This window comes from Streptomyces sp. UW30 (assembly GCF_008042075.1).
Lineage (GTDB): Bacteria > Actinomycetota > Actinomycetes > Streptomycetales > Streptomycetaceae > Streptomyces.
The window spans coordinates 1157330-1180761 of the sequence record NZ_RDBN01000037.1 but is presented as its reverse complement, the minus strand read 5'-3'; the positions used below and the strand labels follow the sequence as shown (position 1 = coordinate 1180761).

The following is a 23432-nucleotide window of genomic DNA, read 5'->3' as shown; positions in this document are numbered from 1 at the left end:
GTATGGGGGTGAGCGGGGGCAGGAGGATCTCGGGGAGGCGGGTGGCGACGGTCATGCGGGACGCCAGGTCGGTGACGTCGATGTCCGGGGCGTGGGCCTTGGCGACGGTGGCGGCGTGCCGGACGACGGTGGCGTCGGGGCGTTCGGCGAGGGTGACGGTTGTTCCGCAGGGACAGGCGGACGTACGTGAGTGAGCCGCGGCTATTGCTTGCGCGGTGAGGTCGGGCAGGAGTGGGGTGGAGGTCACGGGGTCCCTTGTGCGCGGGTCGCTGGGCGCCGGGGCAGTCTGTGTGCTCGGCGTGCTCGGCGTGCTTGGCGTTCATGGGGTCGCGATGGGGGCTGCCGCCCCCAGACCCCCGCTTCAGCCCTGAAGGGGCCTCGTCCTTAAACGCCGGACGGGCTGGATGATACGGGCCGGCGTCTGGAAGGGGCCCTGGGCCTGGGAACCGGACGGGCTGGATGATGCGGGCCGGCCTGGAGAGGGAGCCCTGAGCCTGACCACCGGGAGGGCTCGATGATGCGGGCCGTGTTCAGAGGGCCCCGTCGGTTTCAGGGAAAAGCAATGCCGGCGCAGCTSSSSAGCTGCGCCGGCATTTGTGCCGTCCGCCGCACCCCCGTCCCCACGGGGTTTCATGGATGGATGTCCCCGCCCGGACCGCTCTTCCGGGCCTGGGGTCGCCGCTCAGCGCCCCAGCATCACACCCACGGACGACGCCTGTGTGGCCACTGTCTCCCAGCCGTCGAAGACGAGGAGGAGAAGGGCCGCCAGGGGAAGGGCCATGAGCGTCGCCACCAAGGGGTGGCGGCGGCCCTGGCGGCGGGGGCGCATGGTGCGCTCCTGGATACGGATCAGTGTCCGCGGTGCCGTCTGGGCCATGGTCCCTCTCCTGACCTGTGTCAGTTGTCGTTGGCAGCGGCGGGTGTCTGACCTCGGGGGACGAGTGCTGCACCCGCCGCTTGACCTCAAATCTAGGCGCGCGGCCGCTCCGGCACGTCATGCCCTCGTACCGATTGGCGGGCCTCCCGGAGGATGAGCCATGACCTGCGGAGTACTCCCCTGGGTGGAGACGAGGTCCTAGGTCTCGGGGTCTTCCCCGAGGGGACGCCCGGTCTGCCCCGCTTTCTAATGACTCTTCTCCGAGCTGTCCTCCCGCGGTATCGGCTGCTCGACCAGGGCCAGGACCCGGTTCGCCATGAAGCGGGCCGTACGCACCACAGACCCGCTTCGGGTGACTTCGCTCACTTCCACGACACCTCGACGCACCGCCGTCTCCACCCTGCGGCCCGCCCTGCTCGCCACCACCTCATACGTACGCGTCGTGTCCCCGGCGTCCACGACTATCTCCACGCGATCACCCTTCACGAGCCCAATCCCCCTTCTGCGACGGACGGTTGGGGGCGGCAGGGGACCGAAGTCGCCCTGCTCACCCACCCTCTGACCACCCTTCAAGTCTCCCACCCGGCACTGACAATCCGTCGGCCCGAGAGGGCGCGGCCTCTGCGCACGGCGGCCCGCGGAAACGTAAGCTGTGGCTCGTCAGACGGACCGGGCAGCGGGGATGAACATGGCGATGATGCGCCTGAGGCGCGAGGACCCGCGCGTCGTCGGCTCGTTCAGGCTTCACAGACGGCTCGGCGCGGGCGGGATGGGCGTCGTCTACCTGGGCTCCGACAAGAAGGGGCAGCGGGTCGCGCTCAAGGTGATCCGGCCCGATCTGGCCGAGGATCAGGAGTTCCGCTCGCGCTTCGCGCGTGAGGTCTCGGCGGCACGGCGGATTCGCGGGGGGTGTACGGCACGGCTCGTGGCCGCCGATCTTGAGGCGGAGCGGCCGTGGTTCGCCACGCAGTACGTGCCCGGGCCCTCCCTGCACGACAAGGTCGCCGACGAAGGCGCGCTCGGCGCGGCGGAGGTCGCCGCCGTCGGGGCCGCGCTGTCCGAGGGGCTGGTCGCCGTCCACGAGGCCGGTGTCGTGCACCGGGACCTCAAGCCGTCCAACATCCTGCTGTCCCCCAAGGGCCCCAGGATCATCGACTTCGGTATCGCCTGGGCGACGGGTGCCTCCACCCTCACCCATGTCGGCACGGCGGTCGGCTCCCCCGGCTTCCTCGCGCCCGAGCAGGTGCGCGGCGCCGCCGTCACCCCGGCCACGGACGTCTTCTCCCTCGGCGCCACGCTCGCGTACGCGTCGATGGGGGACTCTCCCTTCGGGCACGGCAGTTCCGAGGTGATGCTGTACCGCGTCGTGCACGAGGAGGCGCAGCTGCACGGCGTACCGGACGCCCTGGCCCCGCTGGTGCGGGCCTGCCTGGCGAAGGACCCGGAGGACCGTCCCAGCACCCTTCAGCTGTCGCTGCGTCTGAAGGAGATCGCGGCCCGGGAGGCGCAGGGTTTCGCGGACGTACGCCCGCCGGCTCCGCGGTCCCCGGAGTCGGACCGGCCCACCGGGCGGCTCGCCGACACCTACTCCGACCAGCAGCGTGCCCAACGGCGCGCGCAGGGCGCTCCCCCGCCCCGCGGCTCCGCCATGCCGCGGGGCACGGGCACCCCGCGCGTCCCCGGCCCCGCCCGCGACACGGCTCCGCCGAGGGGCACCGGCGCCCCGCAGGGCGGTCCGCCGCCGTCCCGCTCCGGTACCTGGCCCATGCCCGGCCCCCGCACCACGCCCCGCTCGGCGGGCGGCAGCCGGCCCGCGCCACGCGGCGGCACCGGACGTCCGGCCCCCCGGAACACGGGCACGGGCCGCAGGCCCGCCAATCCTCAGCTGCTCCGGCAGCGGCTGTTCGTGTTCGTCGTCGTGACGCTGCTCGTGGCGCTCGGCATCGCGGCGGCGCAGGGCTGCCAGGGCCCGGACCGCGGGCTCGGCGGGACCGGGGACGGGGAGGTCGTGCATCCGCAGCAGGAGCAGATGGAGCCGGACTTCAAGCCGCTGGACGGAGACGAGATGTCCCAGCGGTACGAATCGACGTTCGAGATTCCTGAGTAGGCGGCGCGGGCGGCCCCGCCCCGGTGGACTTCGCGGGACGGCAGGTGTCAGAGGAGTGCGGGCAGGATTCGCTCGAAGAACTCGCGGTCGCCCTCGAAGACCGGGTCCAGGGACAGGAACTCCTGCGGAGTGACCCAGCGGGCCTGTGCGACCTCGTCCGGGTCGGGGACGACGTCGCCCGTCTCGGTCCGCGCCGTCCACCAGTGCAGCCGGAAGCTGCCGTCGTCGGTCTCCGACTCCCAGACCTTGGCGAGGGGTACGACGGTGAGGCCGACCTCCTCGTGGACCTCCCGGACGACGGCGTCCCGCTGGGTCTCCCCCGCCTCGATCTTGCCGCTGACGGGTTGCCAGTAGCCCGGGCGCGCGACGGCGGGGCCGCGCCGGATGGCGAGGACGCGGTCGGCTCGGAGCAGGACCGCGACGATCGCCTCACCCCGGCTCAAGTGCGCACGCCCTAGAGCTGGGGGCGGCCGGTGGCCACCGCGTAGAAGGCGACCGCGGCCGCCGCGCCGACGTTGAGGGAGTCGACTCCGTGGGCCATCGGGATGCGGACCCATTCGTCCGCGGCGACCAGGGCCTGGGTGGAGAGGCCGTCGCCCTCGGCGCCGAGCATCAGCGCAACCCTGTCCATCCGGTGCGGCGCGGCCTCGTCGAGGGTCTTGGCCTTCTCGGCCGGAGTGAGGGCGAGGAGCGTGAAGCCCGCCTCGCGAACGGACTCCAGCCCCTTCGGCCACGTCTCCAGGCGCGCGTAGGGCACCGAGAAGACCGCACCCATGGAGACCTTGACGCTACGGCGGTAGAGGGGGTCGGCGCAGTCCGGTGAGAGCAGGACGGCGTCCATGCCGAGGGCGGCCGCGGAGCGGAAGATGGCGCCGATGTTGGTGTGGTCGTTGACCGACTCCATGACGACGACACGGCGGGCGGTCTGCAACAGCTCGGTCGCCGTGGGCAGCGGCTTGCGCTGCATCGACGCGAGCGCGCCGCGGTGCACGTGATAGCCGGTGACCTGCTCGGCGAGATCCGGGCTGACCGCGTACACCGGGGCCGGGAGCTCGTCGATGACGTCGCGCATGACGTCGACCCACTTGGCCGACAGCAGCATCGACCGCATCTCGTAACCGGCTTCCTTCGCCCGTCTGATGACCTTCTCGCCCTCGGCGATGAACAGGCCCTCGGCCGGCTCGCGCTTGCGGCGCAGGTCGACGTCGGTCAGGCCCGTGTAGTCGCGCAGGCGCGGGTCGGTGGGGTCATCGACGGTGATGAGATCGGCCACAGAGTGATACTGCCTTGTCCTGGGTGCGGTGCCAACGGTTCGGGACGGGTTGCGTTACCCGCGGTTACGCGGAGGTGCTCGGTCCGCTCGGTCCTACGTTCACGACCTCGCCGATGACGATCACCGCCGGCGGCTTCACCTCGTGGGCGAGCACCGCCTCGGCGGCCGTGGCGAGGGTCGCGTCCACCCTGCGCTGGGCGGCCGTCGTGCCCTCCTGGACCAGGGCGACGGGCGTGTCCGCGGACTTGCCGTGCGCGATGAGGGTCTCGGCGACCTTCCCGATGGTGCCGACGCCCATGAGGATGACCAGCGTGCCGGTCAACTTGGCCAGGGACGGCCAGTCGACCAGAGAGCGCTCGTCGTCCGGGGCGATGTGGCCGCTGACCACCGTGAACTCGTGGGCGACGCCCCGGTGGGTGACCGGGATACCGGCGGCGCCCGGGACCGAGATCGAGCTGGAGATGCCGGGTACGACCGTGCACGGGACGCCGGCCTCGGCCAGCGCCTGGACCTCCTCCATGCCACGGCCGTAGACGAAGGGGTCGCCGCCCTTGAGACGTACGACCGACTTGCCTTGCTTCGCGTGCTCGATCAGGGCGTTGTTGATGGCCTCCTGGGCCATGAAGCGGCCGTACGGCAGTTTCGCCGCGTCGATCACCTCGACGCTGGAGGGCAGTTCGGCGAGCAGGTCGCGCGGGCCGAGGTGGTCGGTGATGACGACGTCGGCCTCGGCGAGCAGGCGGCGGCCGCGCACGGTGATGAGGTCCGGGTCGCCGGGGCCGCCGCCGACCAGGGCGACGCCGGGTGTGCGGGTGCGGTGGTGCGGGGCGACGAGGGTGCCGTCGCGCAGGCCCTCGACGACCGCGTCGCGGACGGCGGCGGTGTGGCGGGGGTCGCGGCCGCGTGCGTCGGTGGTGAGGACGGCGACCGTGACGCCCTCGCTGTGGCCGGTGGCCGGGGTCCAGGCGGTGGCCGCGTCGGCGTCGTCGGAGCGCACGCACCACACGCGGTGGCGTTCGGCTTCGGCGGAGGCCGCGGTGTTGGCCTCGGGGTCGCTGGTGGCGATCAGGGCGTACCAGGCGTCGGCGAGGTCGCCGTCCTCGTAGGGGCGCTTGTGCCAGGTGAGCTCGCCCGCGTCCACCATCGCCTCGACCGACGGGGTCGCGTCCGGGGACACGAGGACGATGTCGGCGCCCGCCGCGACGAGTGCCGGGAGGCGGCGCTGGGCGACCTGGCCGCCGCCGAGGACGACGACCCGGCGGCCGGTGAGGCGGAGGCCTACGGGGTAGGCGGGGTTTTCGGCCATGAGGGTGCGGCTCCCTTTTGCGGCGGCGGTGCGATGCCCTGACGTGCGGATTTTATGCTGCCGGCGGTTCTGACGGTTCGGGGGTCCGGTGGCTGGGCCACCGTGGCGACGTGACTGGGGACCCGGGGGTTGCACTTCCCCGGGCCCCCAGTCATGCGGCTACTTCTCGGTGACCCCGGCCGAGTCGAACGTCGCCACCTCGTGCATCGCCCTCGCCGTGCTCTGCACCAGCGGGAGCGCGAGCAGGGCGCCCGTGCCCTCGCCGAGGCGGAGGTCGAGGTCGACCAGGGGGCGCAGGCCCAGCTTGTTGAGGGCGGCCACATGGCCGGGCTCGGCGCTGCGGTGGCCCGCGATGCAGGCCGCGAGGACCTCGGGGGCGATGGCGCGGGCCACCAGGGCGGCGGCGCCGGCGCTGACGCCGTCCAGGATCACCGGCGTGCGCAGCGACGCGCCGCCCAGCAGGAGGCCGACGAGCGCTGCGTGCTCGAAGCCGCCGATCGCGGCGAGGACGCCGATGGGGTCGGCCGGGTCGGGCTGGTGGACCTCGAGCGCGCGGCGCACGACCTCGGTCTTGCGGGCCAGCGTCTCGTCGTTGATGCCGGTGCCGCGGCCGGTGACCTCGGCGGGTTCGGCGCCGGTGAAGACGGAGATGAGCGCGGCGGACGCCGTCGTGTTGGCGATGCCCATCTCACCCGTCAGCAGCGCCTTGTTGCCTGCCGCCACCAGATCGCGGGCCGTCTCGATGCCGACCTCGATGGCCTGTTTGGCCTCCTCGCGGGTCATCGCGGGGCCGGTCGTCATGTCCGAGGTGCCCGCGCGGACCTTGCGCGGCAGCAGGCCGGGGGTGGCCGGGAGGTCGGCCGCGACGCCGACGTCGACGACGCACACCTCGGCGCCCACCTGTCCGGCGAAGGCGTTGCAGACCGCGCCGCCGCCGAGGAAGTTGGCGACCATCTGGGCCGTCACCTCCTGCGGCCAGGGGGTGACGCCCTGGGCGTGCACGCCGTGGTCGCCGGCGAAGATCGCGACGGCCGCGGGCTCCGGGATCGGCGGCGGGCACTGCCGGGACAGGCCGGACAGCTGGGCGGAGATGATCTCCAGCATGCCGAGCGCGCCGGCCGGCTTCGTCATCCGCTTCTGCCGCTCCCATGCCTCACCGAGGGCCTTGGCGTCCAGCGGGCGGATCTGGGCGACGGTCTCGGCGAGCAGGTCGTGCGGCTCCTCGCCGGGCAGGGCGCGGCGGCCGTAGGTCTCCTCGTGCACGACCCACGACAGCGGGCGGCGCTTGGACCAGCCGGCCTGCATCAGTTCGGGCTCGTCCGGGAACTCGTCGACGTACCCGACGCACAGGTAGGCGATGACCTCCAGGTGCTCGGGCAGCCCGAGCGCGCGGACCATCTCGCGCTCGTCGAAGAAGCTGACCCAGCCGACGCCGAGGCCCTCGGCGCGGGCGGCGAGCCAGAGGTTCTCGACCGCGAGCGCGGCGGAGTACGGCGCCATCTGCGGCTGGGTGTGCCGGCCGAGGGTGTGGCGGCCGCCGCGGGTCGGGTCGGCGGTGACGACGATGTTCACCGGGGTGTCGAGGATGGCCTCGATCTTCAGTTCCTTGAACTGCTTCGCCCGGCCCTTGGGGAGGGACTTGGCGTACGCCTCGCGCTGACGCGTCGCCAGCTCGTGCATGGTGCGCCGGGTGTCGGCGGAGCGGATGACGACGAAGTCCCAGGGCTGGGAGTGGCCGACGGAGGGCGCGGTGTGGGCGGCCTCCAGGACCCGGAGCAGGACCTCGTGCGGGATGGGGTCGCTGCGGAAGCCGTTGCGGATGTCGCGGCGCTCGCGCATGACCTTGAGGACGGCCTCGCGTTCGGCGTCGTCGTAGGCGGGCGCCGCCGGACCGGTGGGCTGTCGCGTCTCTTCGACCACGGCCGTGCTCTCTTCCGCCTGGTCTTCCTGGTCTTCCTGATCGGCGGCCCGGGTGTCCAGGTCGTCCGCGTGCTGTACGAGTTCGGGGCCGCCGTCGCGGGGTGCGGGCACCATGATGACGGGGCCCGGTCCCTCCGCCACGGGCAGCACGATCGGCTGCGGCGGCGTCGGGGCGAGGTGGGGGGTCGTCGGCACCGAGCCCTCGACCTGCACGAACTGGCCCATGGGCTGGTCCGGTACGGGCTCGTGGGGGATGCCGCTCGACAGGACGGCGGCCTCACCCTCGCCGGACGCCGTGGGCTCGACGGGCGTGCGAGCCGGGTCCTCGGCGATCTGTACGGGCTGGGCCTGAGCCTGGGCCCGGAGCTGCGGACCGGCGGGTTCGGCGACGAACGGCGGCTCGGGGGTCTCGGCCGCTACGACCTCTGCCGGGACCGGTTGCGGTTCGACGGGGTTCGGGACGGCGGCCATGTCCGGGGCCTGCGGGGCATCCGGGAACGGGGCCGACGGCTGCGCGACAGCTGCGGCAGCTACCACCGGTGCCTCCGCGTCGGCCTCAGTCGGAGCACCTCCCTGCATCGGCTGCTGGGGCGGCGCGAGGGGCACGTCCGGGACGAGGGATTCGGGGGCCTGCGCCTGCTGCGGGTCCTGAGCGGACTGCTCGACCGGGACGACGGGCTCGCCCGGATGGGCGGCCTGATCCAGGTCCGTGGGCTGCGGGAGCGGTTCGGCGGCTACGGCCGCGAGGGCGCCGTCGATCGGCGCGGCGACGGCGTCGTCCGGCTGCGGGACGGCTGCGAGGTGCTCGGCGTCCTCGAACTGGAGGGCCTGAGCGGCGTCCGGTGTGGCCGGGGTGACATCCACGAGGACCTGCGCGGCCTCGGGGAACTGGGCGGCCTCGGGAGCCTGCGCGGCCTCGGGGAAGTGGACAACCTCGGGCGGGTGGGTCGCTTCGGGAGCGGAGACGGCCTGCGGGGCAAGGGGCTCGGCGACCGGAGCGGGCGCCTCGGGCACAGCACCGTCGAGAACCTGAACCCCCTCCGGAGCGGGAGCGTCGGAGACCTGCGCGACGTCAGGAACGGATACCTCGGGAAGCGGCTCGCTCTGCGGGACGGGGGCGTCGACCACCTGAGCGGCCTCAGCAGCGGGCGCCTCGGGGAGCTGGTCGCCCTCGGAAATGGGGGCGACCTGCCCGGGCTCGGCCACCGGTACCTCGGCGACGTGCGCTTCTTCGCTCACGACGGCCTCGGCGACCTCGACGTCCTCGGCAACCCCGACAGCCTCGGCACCGACCGGAACCTGCCCGATCGCAGCGCCGCCCTCCGGAGCCTCGCCGGCCACCGGGACCTGCCCGGCGTCCTGGGCACCGTCGCCGCCGAGCAGGGGCCCAGCAGCCGGGACGGGCTCGCTCACCGGCGTGTCCCCGGCTGCCGTACCGGCCGTCGGGACCTCGCCTCCGTCCGGGACAGGCGCGTCGACGGGCGAGACCTGGTCGCCCTCGGGGGCGGGCACGAACCCTGCGCTCCCCGGAACAGCCCCGTCCCCGGTGACCTCGACAGCACCCGCGGCCACCGGCCCCTGAACCGCGTCCTGACCGGGCACCGCCTCGGCGACGGGCGCAGCGACCGCCGCCACCTCACCACTCGACGGCACCTGACCGTCGTATCCGCTCTCCGGCACGCCGGCCTCTTGAACCTCGCCCGTCACGGAACCGGCCTCCGTGGCGACCCGCGCCACGACCGCCTGCGCCACGCCCACCGGTTGCTCGGTGGGGACAACCGTTTCGGCAGCCGCCGCCTCGGTGCTCGACGGCACGGGGGCCTCGGCCTGGGCGGGAGTGGGGGCGCCCCAGGGCGCCGCAGGCTGCGGGACTGTGGCGTCAAGGTACTCGGGGCCGACCGGAGCCGGGCCGGGCTGGCGTACCGGTGTGCCGACGGCGCCGCGGTCGGCGAGTGAGCGGACCGGGCTGGCGGAGGCGTCCGGGGTGGGCGGGCCCAGGTGCAGGGGGCGTCGCGGAGTGATCGGGGGGATCGGCGTCGTGGGTGCCGTGGGGGTCGTAGGACCCGGGAGGCGGACGCCGCTGAGGTCGACCGAGCCGCTGTCGCGGCCCGAGATCTCGTGCGGGCCCGGCTCGTGCAGGGTCTCGACCACCGGCTCCGGCATGGGCGGGGCGACCTCGTTGCCCCAGGCCCCTTGGGTGCCGGGCATCAGCAGGTCTTCGTCCTCGGCAGTGGTCTCGGAGAGGTAGGTGTACGTACCGTGCGCCACGGGGGCGCCCGGCTGCTCCACCGTGCCTGCGCTCTCCGGCAGTCCCTCGCCCGGGACCTGGCCGGTGTCGGTCATGCGTACCCCTCGCCCATCGGTTAGTGCTTATACGACCAGCTCGCCGGGAGCGGCGCACCGACCGCCCCCGCAGTGAAGAACGAGCGTGCCTGCCCAGCGGCACGAACGACCCGCCTCAAAAAGGCGACAAAGCCATTGAGTGGCATTGTCCTGGCCATTCGACCGTCGCGACAGGCTGATCCGCGACAGGCCGCTGTGGACTGCGCCACGTTGCGCGTCCCCCGGTTTCGCCGTACCACACTCTCCCCAAACGGGGCGTGTTTTTCCGGACATTGACCGACGAAGTGCCGGGCGACCGAGTGCGGTACAACGATCGGCCAGCCTACCGCGCGCGGTACGACAACAGGATCACGGGGACGGGTACGCGCTCACCCTGTGCGGTCGGGCAGTACCCCGCTGAGCAGGAACGCGACACTCCGCTCGCGCTCCGTCCAGGCCCGCGTGTCGAGTTCGACGGACTGCAGGAGGGCGCACTCGACGTCGTAGCCGTGTTCGGTCAGGCCACGGCCGATGAGTTCGGCGTCGTCACGGGTCGCGGCGTGGGTGACGATGCGCTGCGGGCGCCGGTCGGCGACAGCCGAGACGACGGCCGCTCCCCCACCACCGACGCGGACGACGTCCGGCTCGGGGAGGTTCTCCAGGACGTGCGGGGCGGCGCCGTGGACGATCTGGAGCTGGACGCCGAAGGCGCGCGCGTTGGCCTCGGTGCGGGTGCAGGCCTGCGGGTCGCGGTCGACGGCGATGACGGCGGCACCGGCCCGGGCGGCCTCGGTGGCGAAGGCGCCGCTGGCGCAGCCGATGTCCCACACGAGGTCGCCGACGCGGGGGCCGAGCCGGGCGAGTTGGGCCGCGCGCAGCGGTTCGAGTTCGCTCTCGCTCATGAGGCCGCCGTAGGACTCGGCGGGCAGCGTCCAGCCGCGCGGGCCGGTGCCCGGGTCGCGGCCGGCGATCCATCCCCCCTCCGCCGCGGCGACCGTGGCGCCGATGACGATGACGACGTTCGGGTCGCGCCAGGTGTGGTCGGCGGCCTTGTCGGAGGTGACGACGGTGACCTGTTCGCGTTCGGTGCCCAGTTCCTCACAGATCACGAAGGTGCGGTGGACGCCCTCCAGGAGCAGGCCGAGTTCGGCCGGGCCGGCGCCGGGTGAGGTGAGGACGGCGACCTTGGTGTGGGCGCGGCACACATTCACCGCGCGTCGCAGAGTGCGGCGGTGTGCGACGACCACCTGTGCGTCGTCCCAGGGCATGCCGGCCCGGGCGAAGGCGGCCGCGACCGAGGAGACGGCGGGGACGACCTCGACCTCCAGGCCGAACTCGGGTGCGCGCAGGGTCCGTACGACTCCGAAGAAGCCGGGATCGCCGTCGGCCAGTACGACCGCGGTGCCGCGGTGGCCGGCGATGCGGCGGGCGGCGAGGGCGACGCTGCCGAGGCGGATGCGCTCGGCGGTGGGCGGCACCTCGGGGAGCGCCAGGTGGTGGGCGGCACCGGCCACGAGCGTGGCGGCACCGAGGGCGGAGCGTGCCGCGGCGGTCAGCGGCGAGCCGTCCCAGCCGATCACCGTGACGCGGTCGGCCATCGTCGTCAGTCTCCAGGGTTTGCGCAGGTCGTCGTGGGGGCGCCCGAGGGCGCGCTCCGTGAGGGTACCTGGTCGCCGTTTCGGCGCCCCTGATGCCCGAGGGTTGGTTTCGAGTCAGTTCCACTCGCCGAACGAGGTGAAGCCGCCGCTGTCGGCCAGCTGGTCCCCGGCGCCGTCGAGGTCCTCCGGCAGGAGGCTCCACACGATGAAGTCGGTGCGAACATCGGCCCAGGTGCCGTCGTCCCTGCGGACGTGCGCTATGCACGCGTTGCGCAGGACGCCCTCGCTGATGCAGCCGATCTTCTGGGCGACCTGCTGCGAGGCGGTGTTGTCGGCGGCCGTGCGCAGCTCGATGCGCTCGAACTTCTGGTCGGTGAACAGCCATTGGGCGGTCGCGAGCGTGGCCTCGGAGGCGTAGCCCTCGCCGCGGGCCCAGGGGGCGACGATGTACGACAGCTCGGTGGCGCGCACGTGCCAGTTCGTCTTGGCCAGCTGAACGACGCCGACCAGTCGCTGGGTGAGGAACTCGGTGACGGCGAGGTCGAGTCCGCGGCCGGCCTCCCGCTCCGCCGGGGCGTACTCGGCGATCCAAGTGCGGGCGCCCTCCTCGGTGAAGGGCTGGGGGACGTCGGTCCAGGCGCCGACCTGTTCGTCGTTCATCATCTCGGCCAGCGCGGGCACGTCGTCCTCGTCGAGGGGACGCAGCACCAACCGCTCCGTGCTGATGGAGATGTTGGGGAAGGTGCTAGTCATGCGACGCTCCGTAACCTTCGACGAACGTTCAAGGCCTGCTGAACTGCCCAGCATGCAGCATGAAAGCACTGAACTGCACCACGGGGTCCACCCCAGGTGAAGGAGTGGACCCCGTGCGTGGCGATACGCGGTAAACGCACCGTCAGATAACGGTTGACCTCTTAGAACGCCGCGACGACCGCGCCGTCGTACTTGTCCGCGATGAACTTCTTCACCTCGGGCGAGGTGAGCAGCTTCGCGAGCTTCTTGACGCGCGGGTCGTCCTCGTTGCCCTTCTTGACGGCGAGGAAGTTGCCGTACGGGTTGTCCTTGGGCGACTCGGCGGCGATGGCGTCCTTGGCCGGGCTGAGGTCGGCCTCCAGGGCGTAGTTGCCGTTGATGACCGCGGCGTCGACGTCACCGAGGGAGCGCGGCAGCTGGGCCGCCTCGAGCTCCTTGAACTGGAGGTTCTTGGGGTTGGAGGCGATGTCCTTGGGGGTCGCTGCGTAGCCGGCGCCCGCCTTGAGCTCGATCACACCATTGGCCTCGAGCAGCTTCAGCGCGCGGGCCTCGTTGGTGGTGTCGTTCGGCAGGGCGATCGAGGCGCCCTTCTTCAGGTCCGTCAGCTTCTTGACGCCCTGGGAGTACACGCCGAGCGGCTCCAGGTGCACCGTGGCGTTCGGCACGGCGACGATGTCGGTGCCGTTCTTCTTGTTGAAGTCGTCCAGGTACGGCTGGTGCTGGAAGTAGTTGGCGTCGACCTCACCCTGCTGGACGGCGGTGTTCGGCGTCACGTAGTCGGTGAACTCCTTGACCTCGAGTTCGAGGCCGGCCTTCTTGGCGAGGTTGTCCTTGACGTAGGTGAGGATCTCGCCCTGCGGGGTGGGCGTGGCGGCGATCTTCAGCGGGGCGCTCGTGTCGGACCCGGAGTCCTTGTCCGAGCCGCAGGCGGAAAGCCCGAGGGTGAGGGCTCCGGCGGCGAGGACGGCAGTGGTGATCTTGGCGGTGTTACGCACGAAAAGTGCCTTTCCTTATGGGTGGTGCGACCCCGACATGGGTGTTCGGGGGGATCAAGGGGAGCCGGACCGGACCTAGACGGTCTTGCTCGTGGCCGTCGACGCCTTCAGCAGCCGCAGCTTCGGCGCCGGGCCCGACTGGCCGCCGCGGCGGTGCAGGGAGCGGGCCGCGTAGTCGCCGGCGAACTGGATGAGAGAGATGACGACGGCGAGGATCGCGACGGTGAGCCACATCAGCTCGGTCTCGAAGCGCTGGTAGCCGTAGCGGATGGCGATGTCGCCGAGGCCGCCGGCGCCGACCGTGCCGGCCATGGCGGAGTAGCCGATGAGGGCAACGACGGTGGTCGTGGTGCTGGCGATGACGGACGGCAGGGACTCGGGTACGAGGACCTTGCGCACGATGGTCCAGGTGTTGCCGCCCATCGACTGCACGGCCTCGACGAGTCCGCCGTCCACTTCGCGGACAGCCGTCTCAACGAGGCGGGCGAAGAAGGGGATCGCGCCGATCGCGAGCGGCACGATGGCGGCCTCGCGGCCGATGGTCGTCCCGGTGATCGAGCGCGTGAAGCCCATCAGCGCGACCATCAGGATGATGAACGGCATCGAGCGGGCGACGTTCACGACCTGCCCGATCACCTTGTTGGCGACGACGTTCTGGAGCAGTCCGCCTCGGTCGGTGAGGACGAGGAGGATGCCCAGCGGGAGTCCGGCGACAACGGCGATCAGCGTGGACCAGCCGACCATGTAGAGGGTGTCCCAACACGCCTGCTCCAGCAGGGGCTGCATCTCGGACCAGGTCACTTGGCGCCTTCCTTCAGCAGAACGGGCTCCTGGCCCAGTACGTCGATCTGCAGGCCCTGTTCGCGCAGGAAGCCGATCGGCACGACGTTGTCCTCGTAGCGGCCGGGCAGTTCGATGCGCATCCGGCCGACCTGGAGGCCGCCGACGGTGTCGATGGCGGCGCCGAGGATCGAGATGTCGATGTTGTAGGTCCGCGACAGCTGGGAGATGACCGGCTGGGTGGCGGCCTCGCCGTGGAAGGTGACGTCGACGACGGTGCGGTCGTCGCCGGAGGCCTCGCCGCCCACCGGGAAGAGCGCGGAGGCGAGTTCCGAGCCGGGGGTCGCGAGCAGCTCGCTGACCGTGCCGGACTCGACGATGCGGCCCTGCTCCATCAGCGCGGCGGAGTCGCAGATCGACTTCACGACGTCCATCTCGTGCGTGATGAGCAGGACGGTCAGGCCCAGCTGCCGGTTCAGGTCGCGCAGCAGCTGGAGGATGGAGCGGGTGGTCTCCGGGTCGAGGGCGCTGGTGGCCTCGTCGGAGAGCAGCACCTTGGGGTCGCCGGCCAGCGCGCGGGCGATGCCGACGCGCTGCTTCTGGCCGCCGGAGAGCTGGGCGGGGTAGGCCTTGGCCTTGTCGGCCAGTCCGACCAGGTCGAGCAGTTCGAGCGCCTTGCGGGAGCGTTCCTTGCCCGACTTGCCGAGGATCTCCAGCGGAAGCTCGACGTTGTCCTGAACCGTCCGCGAGGACAGCAGGTTGAAGTGCTGGAAGACCATGCCGATACGGCTGCGTGCCTGCCGCAGCTCCTTGCCGGCCCGGGGGCCGCGTCCGGCCAGGGCGGTGAGGTCCTGTCCGGCGACGGTCACCGTGCCGGCGGTGGGGCGCTCCAGCAGGTTGACGCAGCGGATGAGCGAGGACTTGCCGGCGCCGGACTGGCCGATGACGCCGTACACCTCGCCTTCGCGGACGTGCAGATCGACGCCGTCCAGGGCGGTGACCTCACGGCCGCGCGAGCGGTAGACCTTGGTCAGGCCTGATGTCGTGATCACTGGGGTTTTCCGTCACTGTCGAGTACGCGGGCGTGGGTGTGCCCTGGTACGGGAGGGAAGTCATGCGCGGGCAACTCGGTCACGTACGGCAACAGGCGTACGGACGTGCCACGGCGGCTCGCTTCGGGGCGCGAGGCTCAGAGTGGTGCAGGGGCCCTCTAGAAGGCGCGCATTCGACACATACAACGAGCACCGGGCGTCATGGTCGCCTCGGTCGCAAGGGTGCGGCAGCTCGTCGTGGTCATGCGATCAGTAAAACAGACGTACTGCAGTGACCAAGAACCGCTGTCCGCATTGCGGACAGCGGTGGACGCCCCTCAGCCGCGGACGGAGATCTCCACTCCCCCGTCGTTGACCAGCGCGGACAGGGCCGACAGGTCCTTCACCACCAGATCGGCGTCGACCTCGTGGGCCTGGTGGGTTGTGGTCAACGCCACGGTGGTCATCCCGGCGGCGCGACCGGCCGCGAGACCCGCGGGGGCGTCCTCGAAGACGACGCAGTCGGCCGGGTCGACGCCCAGTTCGCGGGCGGCGAGGAGGTAGGGCTCGGGGTCGGGCTTGCCGCGGGTGATGTCGTCGGCGGTGATCATCGTCTTCGGGAGGATGCCGACGGCGTCGAGGCGGGCCTCGGCGAGGCGGCGGGTGGCGGAGGTGACGACGGCCCAGCGGTCGGCGGGCAGCGAGTCGAGGAACGCCTTGGTGCCGGGGAGCAGCTGCACGCCGTCGTTCGGTACGTCCTCCACCTCCAGGCTCTCGATCCGCGCGAGGGCCTCCGGCACGACGTCGGCGGGCAGCAGTTCGGCGACTATCTCGACGGCCGGGCGTCCGTGCAGCTCGACCCTGGCGAACTCCTCCGTGATCCCGTACTCCTCGGCCCACCGCGCCCAGCAGCGGTCCACGGAGGCGAGGGAGGAGACGAGAGTGCCGTCGTTGTCGAACAGGAGGGCTTGTGCACGGATCTTCATGCCCTCGACCCTACGGTGCCGTCCGGGGGCGGCCGCATCAGGCCTTTTGGGCCGTAATAGGCTCGCCGCATGTTTGATGCCCTGACGCTGGTGACCGGGGTCGCCGCGCTGTTGCTCGCCGCCTGGTGCGGCTGGGCGGCCTACCGTGACCAGCCGACGAAGGACTGGCACTTCATCGGGATGGCCGTGGTGACGGTACTGGCCCTGGTGCAGCTGGTGGTCGGGATCGTCCTGCTGGCGCGGGGCGAGAAGCCGGAGCAGGGCACGACGATCTTCGTGGCGTATCTGCTGGGTTCGTTCGCGTGCATTCCGGCCGCGGGCTTCATGTCGCTGGCCGAGCGGTCCAAGTGGGGTTCGGTGACGGTCGCCGCCGGCGGTGTGGTGCTGGCCGTGCTGGAGGTGCGGCTCTATGACATCTGGGGAGGCTGAGGTGGCCGTGACGGAAGAGAAGCCGACGCGACTGATCAGCGGGCCGGGGATCCTGCTGGTGTGGCTGTACGGCGTGATGGTCGTCGGGGCGGTGTCGCGCTCGGCGTACCAGATCGCGACGGAGTTCGACCGGGCACCGCTCGCCTACTCGCTGTCGGCGGTCGCGGGGCTCGTGTACGGGTTCATCACGTACACGCTCGTCAGGGGCGGCGAAAGGGCCCGCAAGGCGGCGCTGGTGTGCTGCGCCGCCGAACTCGCGGGCGTCCTGATCGTCGGCACCTGGACCCTGGTGGAACCCTCGGCGTTCCCCGACGCGACCGTCTGGTCCGACTACGGCATGGGGTATCTGTTCATCCCCGTACTGCTGCCCCTGTCGGCCCTGTACTGGCTCCGCAAGGCACGAACCGTCAAGCAGTAGCCGCGTAGGTGCCCGCCGGCTTTTCCAGGACGACCATCGGGACGCCGTCCGCGCCCTTCGACGTGCCCACCGCCTCGTAGCCGACCTTGCGGTACAGCCGCAGGTTGCCCTCGCTGCGGTGGCCCGCTTCCAGGCGGAACCTCTTGGCGCCGCGCTGTTCGGTCAGGGCGGCTTCCGCGGCGCGCAGGAGGCGGGCGCCGATGCCGTGGCCCTGGAGGCGGGGGTGGACGCAGAGCTTGCCGATGGCGGCCGAGCCGTCCTCGGTGACGCTGCCGCGGACGGAGCCGACCACCTCCTCGCCGAGCCGGGCCACGAAGACGCAGTCCGCGGTCACCTCGGCCCGGACCGAGTCCAGGGTTTGAACGAGCGGGTCGATGCGGTAATTGCCATACAGCGCCGCTTCGCTCTGGAAGCACAGGTACTGCAACCTGAAGATCTGCTCCGCGTCCTGCTCGGTCGCCGCAGAGATGGTCACGCTCATGCCCATGTGCGCACGCCTCCCGCTCACCTGATCGCCTGTCGTCCCCCACTCCTATCCCCGCGTACTCCGGGCCGCAACCTCCGGTGTGAGCAATCGGCGCAGACATCCCAGGCATCTGGAACGTTCCGGGCCGAGACTGCCCTGTGAGATACCCAACTCCCCCGCGATTTCCCGGTATGTCAGGTCGTTCGGGGAGAGCAGTGCCTCCACGAGTCGGGGGCAGCGGCCGGGCAGGCGCCGCACGGCGTCCCGCAGGTCCCGGCGCCGGGCGGCCGCGAGGGCGAGGTGTTCGGGGTCGTGGCGATCGGTGTCGGCGGCGGGCTCGTTCTCGTACGGCCGCTCGTGGCTCGTCGTACGGCGGCTGAGGCGGGCCTCGAAGCGGACGGCTCTGCGCAGCCAGCGGTGCGGGTCGGCGGGCGGGCCGTCGGTGTCGAGTCTTTCCAGCAGGCGCAGCCAGACCGCCTGTTCCAGGTCGCCCGGCTCCGCTCCGGAGGCGGGCGCCTCGGCGTGGGCCTCCGCGACGAGCAGCGGGCGCAGGGCGGCAACCAGGTCGTCCGTCATATGCGGCACGACGCGGCCGCCCGGGCATGGGGTTGCCCGGGCGGCCGACAGTCACCCCAACCGGGGCGCGGGTCTCAGCCGTTGACGAAGTCCTCGCGGGCCAGCAGGCCCGTGTCGGGGTTGTCGGTGAAGACACCGTCGATGCCGGTCGCGAAGTACGTCTTGTAGGCGCCGAAGACGTCGCCGTAGGCGTCCGCGTCGGTGCCCTTGCGGAAGTTCGCGGGCAGGAAGGGGTTCTCGTTGCGCATCGTGTAGGGGTGCAGGATCAGGCCGACCTTGTGCGCGTCCGCCACCAGCGTCGTGGGCGTGGTGAGGTTGCCGCCCGCGTCCTTCGGGATGACCAGGTCCAGGGTGGGGCCGATGCCCTGGGCGTAGGAGGCGATCTCGCGCAGGCCGGCCGGCTTGACCAGGTCGGCGACGGTGCGCGGGTCACCCGTCTCGACGAAGTCCCAGGGACGGGTCGTCGCGCCGGAGAGCAGGACCACCAGCGGGTTGTCGACCAGCTTGTTCATGCGCTGGATGCTGGTCGGCTCGAAGGACTGGATGATGACCGGCGAGTTCCGCCTGTCCCTGCCGTACTTGTGCAGCACCTTGGCGACCCGCTCCTCCAGGGCGAGGCCCTGCTTGCGGAAGTAGGTGGGGTGCTTGAGCTCGGGGTAGATCCAGACCTGCTTGCCGCGCCTGCGGGTCTGCTCCTCCTGCCACTTCAGGACCTCTTCGAAGGTCGGGATCTCCCAGCGGCCGTTGTAGAGGGTGTTGTGCGGGCGGTTGGCCGGGATGCGCTCGGTCGCGCGCAGCGTCTTCAGCTCGGCGAGCGTGAAGTCCTCGGTGAACCAGCCGGTCGTGGCGACGCCGTCGAGGGACTTCGTCTTCTTGCGGTCGGCGAACTCGGGGTGGTCAGCGACGTCGGTCGTGCCGCCGATCTCGGGCTCGTGCCGGCAGACGAGATGGCCGTCCTTGGTGGGCACCAGGTCACCCGCCTCGACGATGTCGGCGCCCATGTCGAGGGCCAGCTGGTAGGAGCCCAGGGTGTGCTCGGGCCGGTAGCCGCTCGCGCCGCGATGGCCGATGATCGTCGGCTTGGGCAGGCTCTTCACACCACCGCTCACGCCACCGCCTCCGTGCCGGGCCTCCGCGGCCCTCGCCGTTCCGGACAGGCCGAGGACCGCACTGCCCGCGCCGAGCACGGCCGCGCCGAGAAGCCTCCGCCGACCGGTCTCGGCCGTCTGCTCGTTCTCCTGGGTTCCCATGAGCGCCCTTCCTGCCTTCTCCTCATCGATGCGCGCCGATCGTAGGTGCGCGTCCATGACAGGCGGGAGACCCGGGGCGTAACTCGCGGGGGACTCCGGATGTCGCGTGAGAAGGGCGAGGTGACGACGCGTCGGGATTCACCGCGGACCTGCGGGGCACCCGCACAGAGCGCCCGCGAGCGATGTCCGTCACATCATTGCGTGCGTGTTACGGACGGTTCACGGCGCGTCACCGCAGGTAAACGTGGGTCAACGGCGAGTAAGACCTGAGTGAAGTCGGGCCACCCGATGTGCGGGACCCCCTGAACCGCGAGTATCGTCCTCACCTGCACAGACTTCTACGAATCCCTTGACACCGGAGGGCCCGTTGTCCCGCTTCGCGCTCATCAAGGCAGTGCTCGGACCGATCATGCGCCTGATGTTCCGCCCACAGGTGGAGGGCGCGGAGCACATCCCGGGTGACGGTCCGGTCATCCTGGCCGGCAACCACGTCACCTTCATCGACTCGATGATCCTCCCGCTGGTCTGCGACCGTCAGGTCCTCTTCATCGGCAAGGACGAGTACGTCACCGGCAAGGGCATCAAGGGCCGCCTGATGGCCTGGTTCTTCACGGGCGTCGGCATGATCCCGGTGGACCGGGACGGTGGCCGGGGCGGCGTCGCGGCGCTGATGACCGGACGTCGGATCCTGGAGGAGGGCAAGGTCTTCGGGATCTACCCCGAGGGCACGCGCTCGCCCGACGGACGGCTGTACCGGGGGCGCACCGGCATCGCGCGCCTCACGCTGATGACCGGGGCGCCGGTCGTCCCGTTCGCCATGATCGGCACGGACAAGATCCAGCCGGGTGGGGCGGGGATGCCCCGGCCTCGGAAGGTGACGGTGCGGTTCGGGGAGGCGATGGAGTTCTCCCGGTACGAGGGGATGGACCGGGATCGGTATGTGCTGCGGGCCGTGACCGACTCCGTGATGGCTGAGGTCATGCGGTTGTCGGGGCAGGAGTACGTGGACATGTACGCGAGCAAGGCCAAGGAAGCGGCGTAGCTCCGCCGGTTCGGCCGGGCGGTTCGAGGGACTGCCGGCTGTCGGTCGACCGCGGGTCCGTCGTGGTTTGTCGCGCAGTTCCCCGCGCCCCTTCGGGGCGCTACACAGGCGGGCCGCTCGGTCGGCGGCCCGCCGTTCGTGTGCTCCGCTACGAAGCGGCGTTCTCCAGGCGTTGGCCGCGCAGGAGGAACCACGCTGCCACCGCCGCCGCCAGCAGTACGGCCGCCCCGACTCCCGACGCCAGGGCGAGGCCGTCGACGAAGGAACTGCGGGCCGCGTCCAGCATCGCCTCGGACGTCTGCGCCGGCATTCCGGCCGCCGCCTCCACCGCGCCGCCCAGCGACTCGTGGGCCTCGGCCGGCGTACCCGTCGGGCCCGTGAAGTCCCGGTAGACGCCCGTCACGATCGAGCCCAGCACGGCGATACCCAGCGCCGCGCCCAGCTCGTACGCCGTCTCGGAGACGGCGCTCGCCGCGCCCGCCTGCTCCTTCGGTACGGAGGACAGAATCACGTCGGACGTCACGGTGAAGGAGAAGCCCGCGCCGATGCCGACGACCAGGAGGGCGGCGCCGAGCAGGGGGTAGCCCGTCGTGCGGTCGATCACCGTGAGCGCGGCCAGGGCGAGGCCGATCCCCGCGAGGCCGCCGGAGACCACGACCCGTACCGAGAAGCGGCGGGCCGCGCGACCGGCGATCAGACCGGCCACGACCGCGCCGATCGCGGCGGGCAGTTCGGCCAGACCCGCCTCGAACGGACCCCTGCCCTGCACGAGTTGCAGGAACTGGGAGAGGAAGAAGACCAGGCCGGACAGGCCGAGGATGGTGAGCAGGTCGGCCAGTACCGCGCCGCTGAAGCCGCGGCTGCGGAACAGCCGCATGTCCAGCAGCGGGGCCGGCAGGGTGAGCTGGCGGCGTACGAAGCCGTACAGCGCGGCCGCGCCCAGCAGGCCCGCGGCGAGCATGGTCCACGTGAAGCCGACTGCGGCCGCCTCCTTGACGGCGTACACGACGCCGATCATGCCGACGAGCGACAGGACGACGCTGATCATGTCCCAGGGACCGGGGTTCGGGTTGCGCGACTCCGGCAGCAGCTTGATGCCGACGACGACCAGGACCGCCATCACGGGCAGGTTGATCAGGAAGACCGAGCCCCACCAGAAGTGTTCGAGCAGGAAGCCACCGACGATCGGGCCGACGGCGGTACCGGCGGACGCGGTCGCGCCCCAGATGCCGATGGCGAGGCTGCGCTCGCGCGGGTCGTGGAAGAGGTTGCGGATCAGGGCGAGCGTGGCCGGCATCAGGGTGGCGCCGGCGACACCGAGCAGTGCGCGCGCGACGATCAACATCTCCGGCGTCGTCGCATAGGCGTTGAGCACGGATATCGCGCCGAACGCCGTGGCGCCGACGAGCAGGATCCGCTTGCGGCCGATGCGGTCGCCGAGGCTGCCCATCGAGACGAGCAGACCGGCGATCACGAAGGAGTAGACGTCGCCTATCCACAGGAGCTGGGTGCCGGAGGGCTTCAGGTCCTCGCTGATGTAGGGGGTCGCGAGGCCGAGGACGGTCGCGTCGACGGCCACCAGCAGCACGGCGAGCACGAGGACGGACAGCGCCAGCCAACGACCGGGGCGCTTGGTCACCGCCTCGGTCGTGGTCGCCGACTGCAGGGTGCTGGTCATGATTCCTCTCTCCGGATTGCGCCGCCGAGCAGCAGCTCGACGATCATGTGGGTGAAGTCGTTGCGGGCGACCCGGCCTTCCGCGACCGCCCAGGCCGCAGAGCCCAGGAGGCCGTAGAGCGCCTCGGTGAGCCAGAGCGGGCTGAGGTCGATACGGAACTCGCCGCTTTGCTGGCCGCGTCTGAAGAGCGCGGCGATCCGGTCGTCGATGCGCGCCCAGCCCGCGTTCTGCTGCTCGCCCTCGAAGAGCTGGTTCTCCGTGTAGAGGAAGGCGAGCAGTCCGGCCGCGGGCTCGATCTCGCGGACCAGCCGGTGCACGGCGTCACTCGCCGGCCCCTCGTCCAGCCGCGCCGAGTCCACCGCGGCCTCGCACTCCGCGATGCCGAGCGACTCCAGCGCCCGCACGAGCGCGTCCCGCCCGGCGAACTGCCGGTGCAGTGTGGCGCGGCTGATGCCGGCGGCTTTGGCGACCTCGTCCATGGTCGCGGTGGATTTACGGGTCAGCAGGGCGGCGGCAGCGCGCAGCACGTGGTCACGATCGACGGCCATGAGACGACCATAGCCCATGTGAGACATCATTGTCTCATTCAAGGCATGCGAAGCTCACGGTCTCCTGCACGCAGGGTGTCTCAGTGCCAGGGCAGCTGCCCGCGCCGCCCCCAGTACGCGCCCGGCTCCTCCACCAGCGCCGCCAGGCTCTCCAGCTGATCCTCGTCGAGGTCGACGACGGCGGCATGCAGGTTGGACGCGAGCTGTACGGTCGTCGCGGCGCCGGAGAGGACCACGCCGGCCCAGGGCTGACGCAGGACCAGCGCGAGGGCGACGGCGTCGCAGCCGAGAGACGTCTCCTCGGCGACCGCCTTGAGCGCGTCCGGCGCGTACGGGTCCGCCAGCCGCCCGTTGGCCATGCCCTCCTTGACGATCACCGTGAGCCCGGCGTCATGGGCCTCGGCGAGTGCGGGGGCGGCCGAGGTCTCCAGGGCGTTGTACGTCGACTGGACGGTACGGAAGAGGGGCTCGCCGTCGACGGTCACCGCGAGGGCGGCGCGGATGGCGTCGGCCTGGGCGGGACCGCTGGTGGAGAAGCCGATGGTGAGGCCGGCGGCCGCGGCTTCGGCCAGCCTGGCGTGGAGGTCCTTGTCGGTGAGGGCGGAGCTGTCCGGGGTCACCGAGTGGATCTGGTAGAGGTCGAGCCGGTCGCCGAGCAGGGCGTCGGTCTCGGCGCGCTGGCGTTCGTAGGTCTGGAGGCTGTGGTCCTTGACCTCGTGCTTCTCGGCGTCGGTGGTCCAGTCGGCGGTGTAGGTGTAGCCCCATTTGCTGCCTACGACGATGTCGTCGATGTCGGGGCGGGCGTTCAGCCAGTCCGCCAGGAACCCCTCGGAACGGCCGTAGGAGCGGGCCGCGTCGAAGTAGCGGACGCCCTGGGCGTAGGCGGCGTCGAGGAGTTCGTGGGTGCGGGTGCGCAGCGCTTCGGCGCTGCGGTTGTCTCCGAGGTCGTTGTCCCGGCCGAGGTTGATGTAGCCGGGGCGGCCCACTGCGGCGAGGCCCAGTCCGATGTGGCAGGTGGGGGTTGTTGCGGTGGCCAGTCGGGCGAAGGGCATCGCGGGCTCCGTTCGGTCGGGTCCG

General features: G+C 71.5%; 22 protein-coding genes and 1 pseudogene. 4 read left to right on the top strand and 19 right to left on the bottom strand.

Annotation, left to right across the window (positions count from 1 at the left end; translation table 11 throughout):
- From EAO75_RS24065 to EAO75_RS24055, 3 genes and pseudogenes are all read right to left on the bottom strand, one after another.
- Positions 1 to 247, bottom strand: a pseudogene (locus tag EAO75_RS24065) (aminoglycoside phosphotransferase family protein); the annotation flags it as partial.
- 435 nt (positions 248 to 682) lie between these two features.
- Positions 683 to 877, bottom strand: a complete 195-nt coding sequence (locus tag EAO75_RS24060) for a hypothetical protein (RefSeq protein WP_147997122.1) — start codon at positions 875 to 877, stop codon at positions 683 to 685.
- Positions 878 to 1123: 246 nt separating this feature from the next.
- Positions 1124 to 1363 (bottom strand): hypothetical protein, encoded by a 240-nt coding sequence (locus tag EAO75_RS24055; RefSeq protein WP_147997121.1) that lies wholly within the window; start codon positions 1361 to 1363, stop codon positions 1124 to 1126.
- Positions 1364 to 1559: 196 nt separating this feature from the next.
- Between EAO75_RS24055 and EAO75_RS24050 the strand changes: the two genes are divergently transcribed.
- The gene (locus EAO75_RS24050; RefSeq protein WP_187284611.1) at positions 1560 to 2984 is read left to right on the top strand and encodes a serine/threonine-protein kinase; all 1425 of its coding nucleotides are present in this window, start codon (positions 1560 to 1562) and stop codon (positions 2982 to 2984) included.
- 47 nt (positions 2985 to 3031) lie between these two features.
- Here EAO75_RS24050 and EAO75_RS24045 read toward each other — a convergent pair whose 3' ends face one another.
- The 10 genes from EAO75_RS24045 to EAO75_RS24000 all read right to left on the bottom strand — a co-directional run bounded on the left by EAO75_RS24045 (position 3032) and on the right by EAO75_RS24000 (position 15948).
- On the bottom strand, positions 3032 to 3427 hold the full coding sequence (locus tag EAO75_RS24045; protein WP_147997119.1) for an NUDIX domain-containing protein: 396 nt from the start codon (positions 3425 to 3427) through the stop codon (positions 3032 to 3034).
- An 11-nt stretch (positions 3428 to 3438) separates the two neighbouring features.
- Positions 3439 to 4257 carry a TrmH family RNA methyltransferase gene (locus EAO75_RS24040; RefSeq protein WP_147997118.1) on the bottom strand — a complete coding sequence of 273 codons (819 nt, stop codon included), beginning with the start codon at positions 4255 to 4257 and terminating at the stop codon, positions 3439 to 3441.
- A gap of 64 nt (positions 4258 to 4321) precedes the next feature.
- Positions 4322 to 5563 carry a uroporphyrinogen-III C-methyltransferase gene (gene cobA / locus EAO75_RS24035; protein ID WP_147997117.1) on the bottom strand — a complete coding sequence of 414 codons (1242 nt, stop codon included), beginning with the start codon at positions 5561 to 5563 and terminating at the stop codon, positions 4322 to 4324.
- 159 nt (positions 5564 to 5722) lie between these two features.
- Positions 5723 to 9826 carry a nicotinate-nucleotide--dimethylbenzimidazole phosphoribosyltransferase gene (cobT, locus tag EAO75_RS24030; RefSeq protein WP_147997116.1) on the bottom strand — a complete coding sequence of 1368 codons (4104 nt, stop codon included), beginning with the start codon at positions 9824 to 9826 and terminating at the stop codon, positions 5723 to 5725.
- A gap of 368 nt (positions 9827 to 10194) precedes the next feature.
- Positions 10195 to 11403 carry a precorrin-6y C5,15-methyltransferase (decarboxylating) subunit CbiE gene (gene cbiE, locus EAO75_RS24025; RefSeq protein ID WP_147997115.1) on the bottom strand — a complete coding sequence of 403 codons (1209 nt, stop codon included), beginning with the start codon at positions 11401 to 11403 and terminating at the stop codon, positions 10195 to 10197.
- 114 nt (positions 11404 to 11517) lie between these two features.
- Positions 11518 to 12156, bottom strand: coding sequence for a GNAT family N-acetyltransferase (locus tag EAO75_RS24020; RefSeq protein ID WP_147997114.1), 639 nt, complete (start codon positions 12154 to 12156; stop codon positions 11518 to 11520).
- A 161-nt stretch (positions 12157 to 12317) separates the two neighbouring features.
- Positions 12318 to 13151 (bottom strand): MetQ/NlpA family ABC transporter substrate-binding protein, encoded by an 834-nt coding sequence (locus EAO75_RS24015; protein WP_147997113.1) that lies wholly within the window; start codon positions 13149 to 13151, stop codon positions 12318 to 12320.
- A 75-nt stretch (positions 13152 to 13226) separates the two neighbouring features.
- Positions 13227 to 13952, bottom strand: coding sequence for a methionine ABC transporter permease (locus EAO75_RS24010; RefSeq protein WP_147997112.1), 726 nt, complete (start codon positions 13950 to 13952; stop codon positions 13227 to 13229).
- On the bottom strand, positions 13949 to 14983 hold the full coding sequence (locus EAO75_RS24005) for a methionine ABC transporter ATP-binding protein (RefSeq protein ID WP_147997111.1): 1035 nt from the start codon (positions 14981 to 14983) through the stop codon (positions 13949 to 13951). The genes EAO75_RS24010 and EAO75_RS24005 overlap by 4 nt, the downstream gene beginning before the upstream one ends.
- Positions 14984 to 15300: 317 nt before the next feature.
- Entirely contained in the window at positions 15301 to 15948 is a 648-nt protein-coding gene (locus EAO75_RS24000; RefSeq protein ID WP_147997110.1) for an HAD family hydrolase, read from the bottom strand.
- A 69-nt stretch (positions 15949 to 16017) separates the two neighbouring features.
- Between EAO75_RS24000 and EAO75_RS23995 the strand changes: the two genes are divergently transcribed.
- Entirely contained in the window at positions 16018 to 16377 is a 360-nt protein-coding gene (locus EAO75_RS23995; protein ID WP_147997109.1) for a hypothetical protein, read from the top strand.
- Entirely contained in the window at positions 16358 to 16795 is a 438-nt protein-coding gene (locus tag EAO75_RS23990; RefSeq protein ID WP_405579509.1) for a hypothetical protein, read from the top strand. Before EAO75_RS23995 ends, EAO75_RS23990 begins: the two co-directional genes overlap by 20 nt.
- Here the strand turns inward: EAO75_RS23990 and EAO75_RS23985 are convergent.
- The 3 genes from EAO75_RS23985 to EAO75_RS23975 all read right to left on the bottom strand — a co-directional run bounded on the left by EAO75_RS23985 (position 16785) and on the right by EAO75_RS23975 (position 19087).
- Entirely contained in the window at positions 16785 to 17282 is a 498-nt protein-coding gene (locus EAO75_RS23985) for a GNAT family N-acetyltransferase (RefSeq protein WP_147997107.1), read from the bottom strand. The genes EAO75_RS23990 and EAO75_RS23985 overlap by 11 nt on opposite strands.
- A gap of 45 nt (positions 17283 to 17327) precedes the next feature.
- Complete coding sequence (locus EAO75_RS23980; protein ID WP_147997106.1) at positions 17328 to 17837, bottom strand: sigma-70 family RNA polymerase sigma factor; 510 nt, start codon at positions 17835 to 17837, stop codon at positions 17328 to 17330.
- Positions 17838 to 17911: 74 nt separating this feature from the next.
- Complete coding sequence (locus EAO75_RS23975) at positions 17912 to 19087, bottom strand: glycerophosphodiester phosphodiesterase (protein WP_147997105.1); 1176 nt, start codon at positions 19085 to 19087, stop codon at positions 17912 to 17914.
- A 367-nt stretch (positions 19088 to 19454) separates the two neighbouring features.
- Here EAO75_RS23975 and EAO75_RS23970 point away from each other — a divergent pair, with 367 nt between their 5' ends.
- Positions 19455 to 20129: a lysophospholipid acyltransferase family protein gene (locus EAO75_RS23970; protein ID WP_147997104.1), complete on the top strand. Its 675-nt coding sequence runs from the start codon at positions 19455 to 19457 to the stop codon at positions 20127 to 20129.
- Positions 20130 to 20277: 148 nt separating this feature from the next.
- Here the strand turns inward: EAO75_RS23970 and EAO75_RS23965 are convergent, their stop codons facing one another.
- The 3 genes from EAO75_RS23965 to EAO75_RS23955 form a co-directional block, all read right to left on the bottom strand.
- Positions 20278 to 21807: an MFS transporter gene (locus EAO75_RS23965; protein WP_147997103.1), complete on the bottom strand. Its 1530-nt coding sequence runs from the start codon at positions 21805 to 21807 to the stop codon at positions 20278 to 20280.
- Entirely contained in the window at positions 21804 to 22355 is a 552-nt protein-coding gene (locus EAO75_RS23960; protein ID WP_222723981.1) for a TetR/AcrR family transcriptional regulator, read from the bottom strand. The genes EAO75_RS23965 and EAO75_RS23960 overlap by 4 nt, the downstream gene beginning before the upstream one ends.
- An 80-nt stretch (positions 22356 to 22435) precedes the next feature.
- The gene (locus EAO75_RS23955) at positions 22436 to 23407 is read right to left on the bottom strand and encodes an aldo/keto reductase (protein ID WP_147997101.1); all 972 of its coding nucleotides are present in this window, start codon (positions 23405 to 23407) and stop codon (positions 22436 to 22438) included.
- Positions 23408 to 23432: the final 25 nt, after the last annotated feature.

What these genes read in the sequence shown, in the direction of transcription:
- EAO75_RS24060 (WP_147997122.1), bottom strand. Translation starts at nt 877, where the DNA reads ATGGCCCAGACGGCACCGCGGACACTGATCCGTATCCAGGAGCGCACC.
- EAO75_RS24050 (WP_187284611.1), top strand. Translation starts at nt 1,560, where the DNA reads ATGAACATGGCGATGATGCGCCTGAGGCGCGAGGACCCGCGCGTCGTC.
- cobA (WP_147997117.1), bottom strand. Translation starts at nt 5,563, where the DNA reads ATGGCCGAAAACCCCGCCTACCCCGTAGGCCTCCGCCTCACCGGCCGC.
- cobT (WP_147997116.1), bottom strand. Translation starts at nt 9,826, where the DNA reads ATGACCGACACCGGCCAGGTCCCGGGCGAGGGACTGCCGGAGAGCGCA.
- cbiE (WP_147997115.1), bottom strand. Translation starts at nt 11,403, where the DNA reads ATGGCCGACCGCGTCACGGTGATCGGCTGGGACGGCTCGCCGCTGACC.
- EAO75_RS24020 (WP_147997114.1), bottom strand. Translation starts at nt 12,156, where the DNA reads ATGACTAGCACCTTCCCCAACATCTCCATCAGCACGGAGCGGTTGGTG.
- EAO75_RS24000 (WP_147997110.1), bottom strand. Translation starts at nt 15,948, where the DNA reads ATGAAGATCCGTGCACAAGCCCTCCTGTTCGACAACGACGGCACTCTC.
- EAO75_RS23995 (WP_147997109.1), top strand. Translation starts at nt 16,018, where the DNA reads ATGTTTGATGCCCTGACGCTGGTGACCGGGGTCGCCGCGCTGTTGCTC.
- EAO75_RS23990 (WP_405579509.1), top strand. Translation starts at nt 16,358, where the DNA reads ATGACATCTGGGGAGGCTGAGGTGGCCGTGACGGAAGAGAAGCCGACG.
- EAO75_RS23985 (WP_147997107.1), bottom strand. Translation starts at nt 17,282, where the DNA reads ATGGGCATGAGCGTGACCATCTCTGCGGCGACCGAGCAGGACGCGGAG.
- EAO75_RS23980 (WP_147997106.1), bottom strand. Translation starts at nt 17,837, where the DNA reads ATGACGGACGACCTGGTTGCCGCCCTGCGCCCGCTGCTCGTCGCGGAG.
- EAO75_RS23975 (WP_147997105.1), bottom strand. Translation starts at nt 19,087, where the DNA reads ATGGGAACCCAGGAGAACGAGCAGACGGCCGAGACCGGTCGGCGGAGG.
- EAO75_RS23965 (WP_147997103.1), bottom strand. Translation starts at nt 21,807, where the DNA reads ATGACCAGCACCCTGCAGTCGGCGACCACGACCGAGGCGGTGACCAAG.
- EAO75_RS23960 (WP_222723981.1), bottom strand. Translation starts at nt 22,355, where the DNA reads ATGGCCGTCGATCGTGACCACGTGCTGCGCGCTGCCGCCGCCCTGCTG.
- EAO75_RS23955 (WP_147997101.1), bottom strand. Translation starts at nt 23,407, where the DNA reads ATGCCCTTCGCCCGACTGGCCACCGCAACAACCCCCACCTGCCACATC.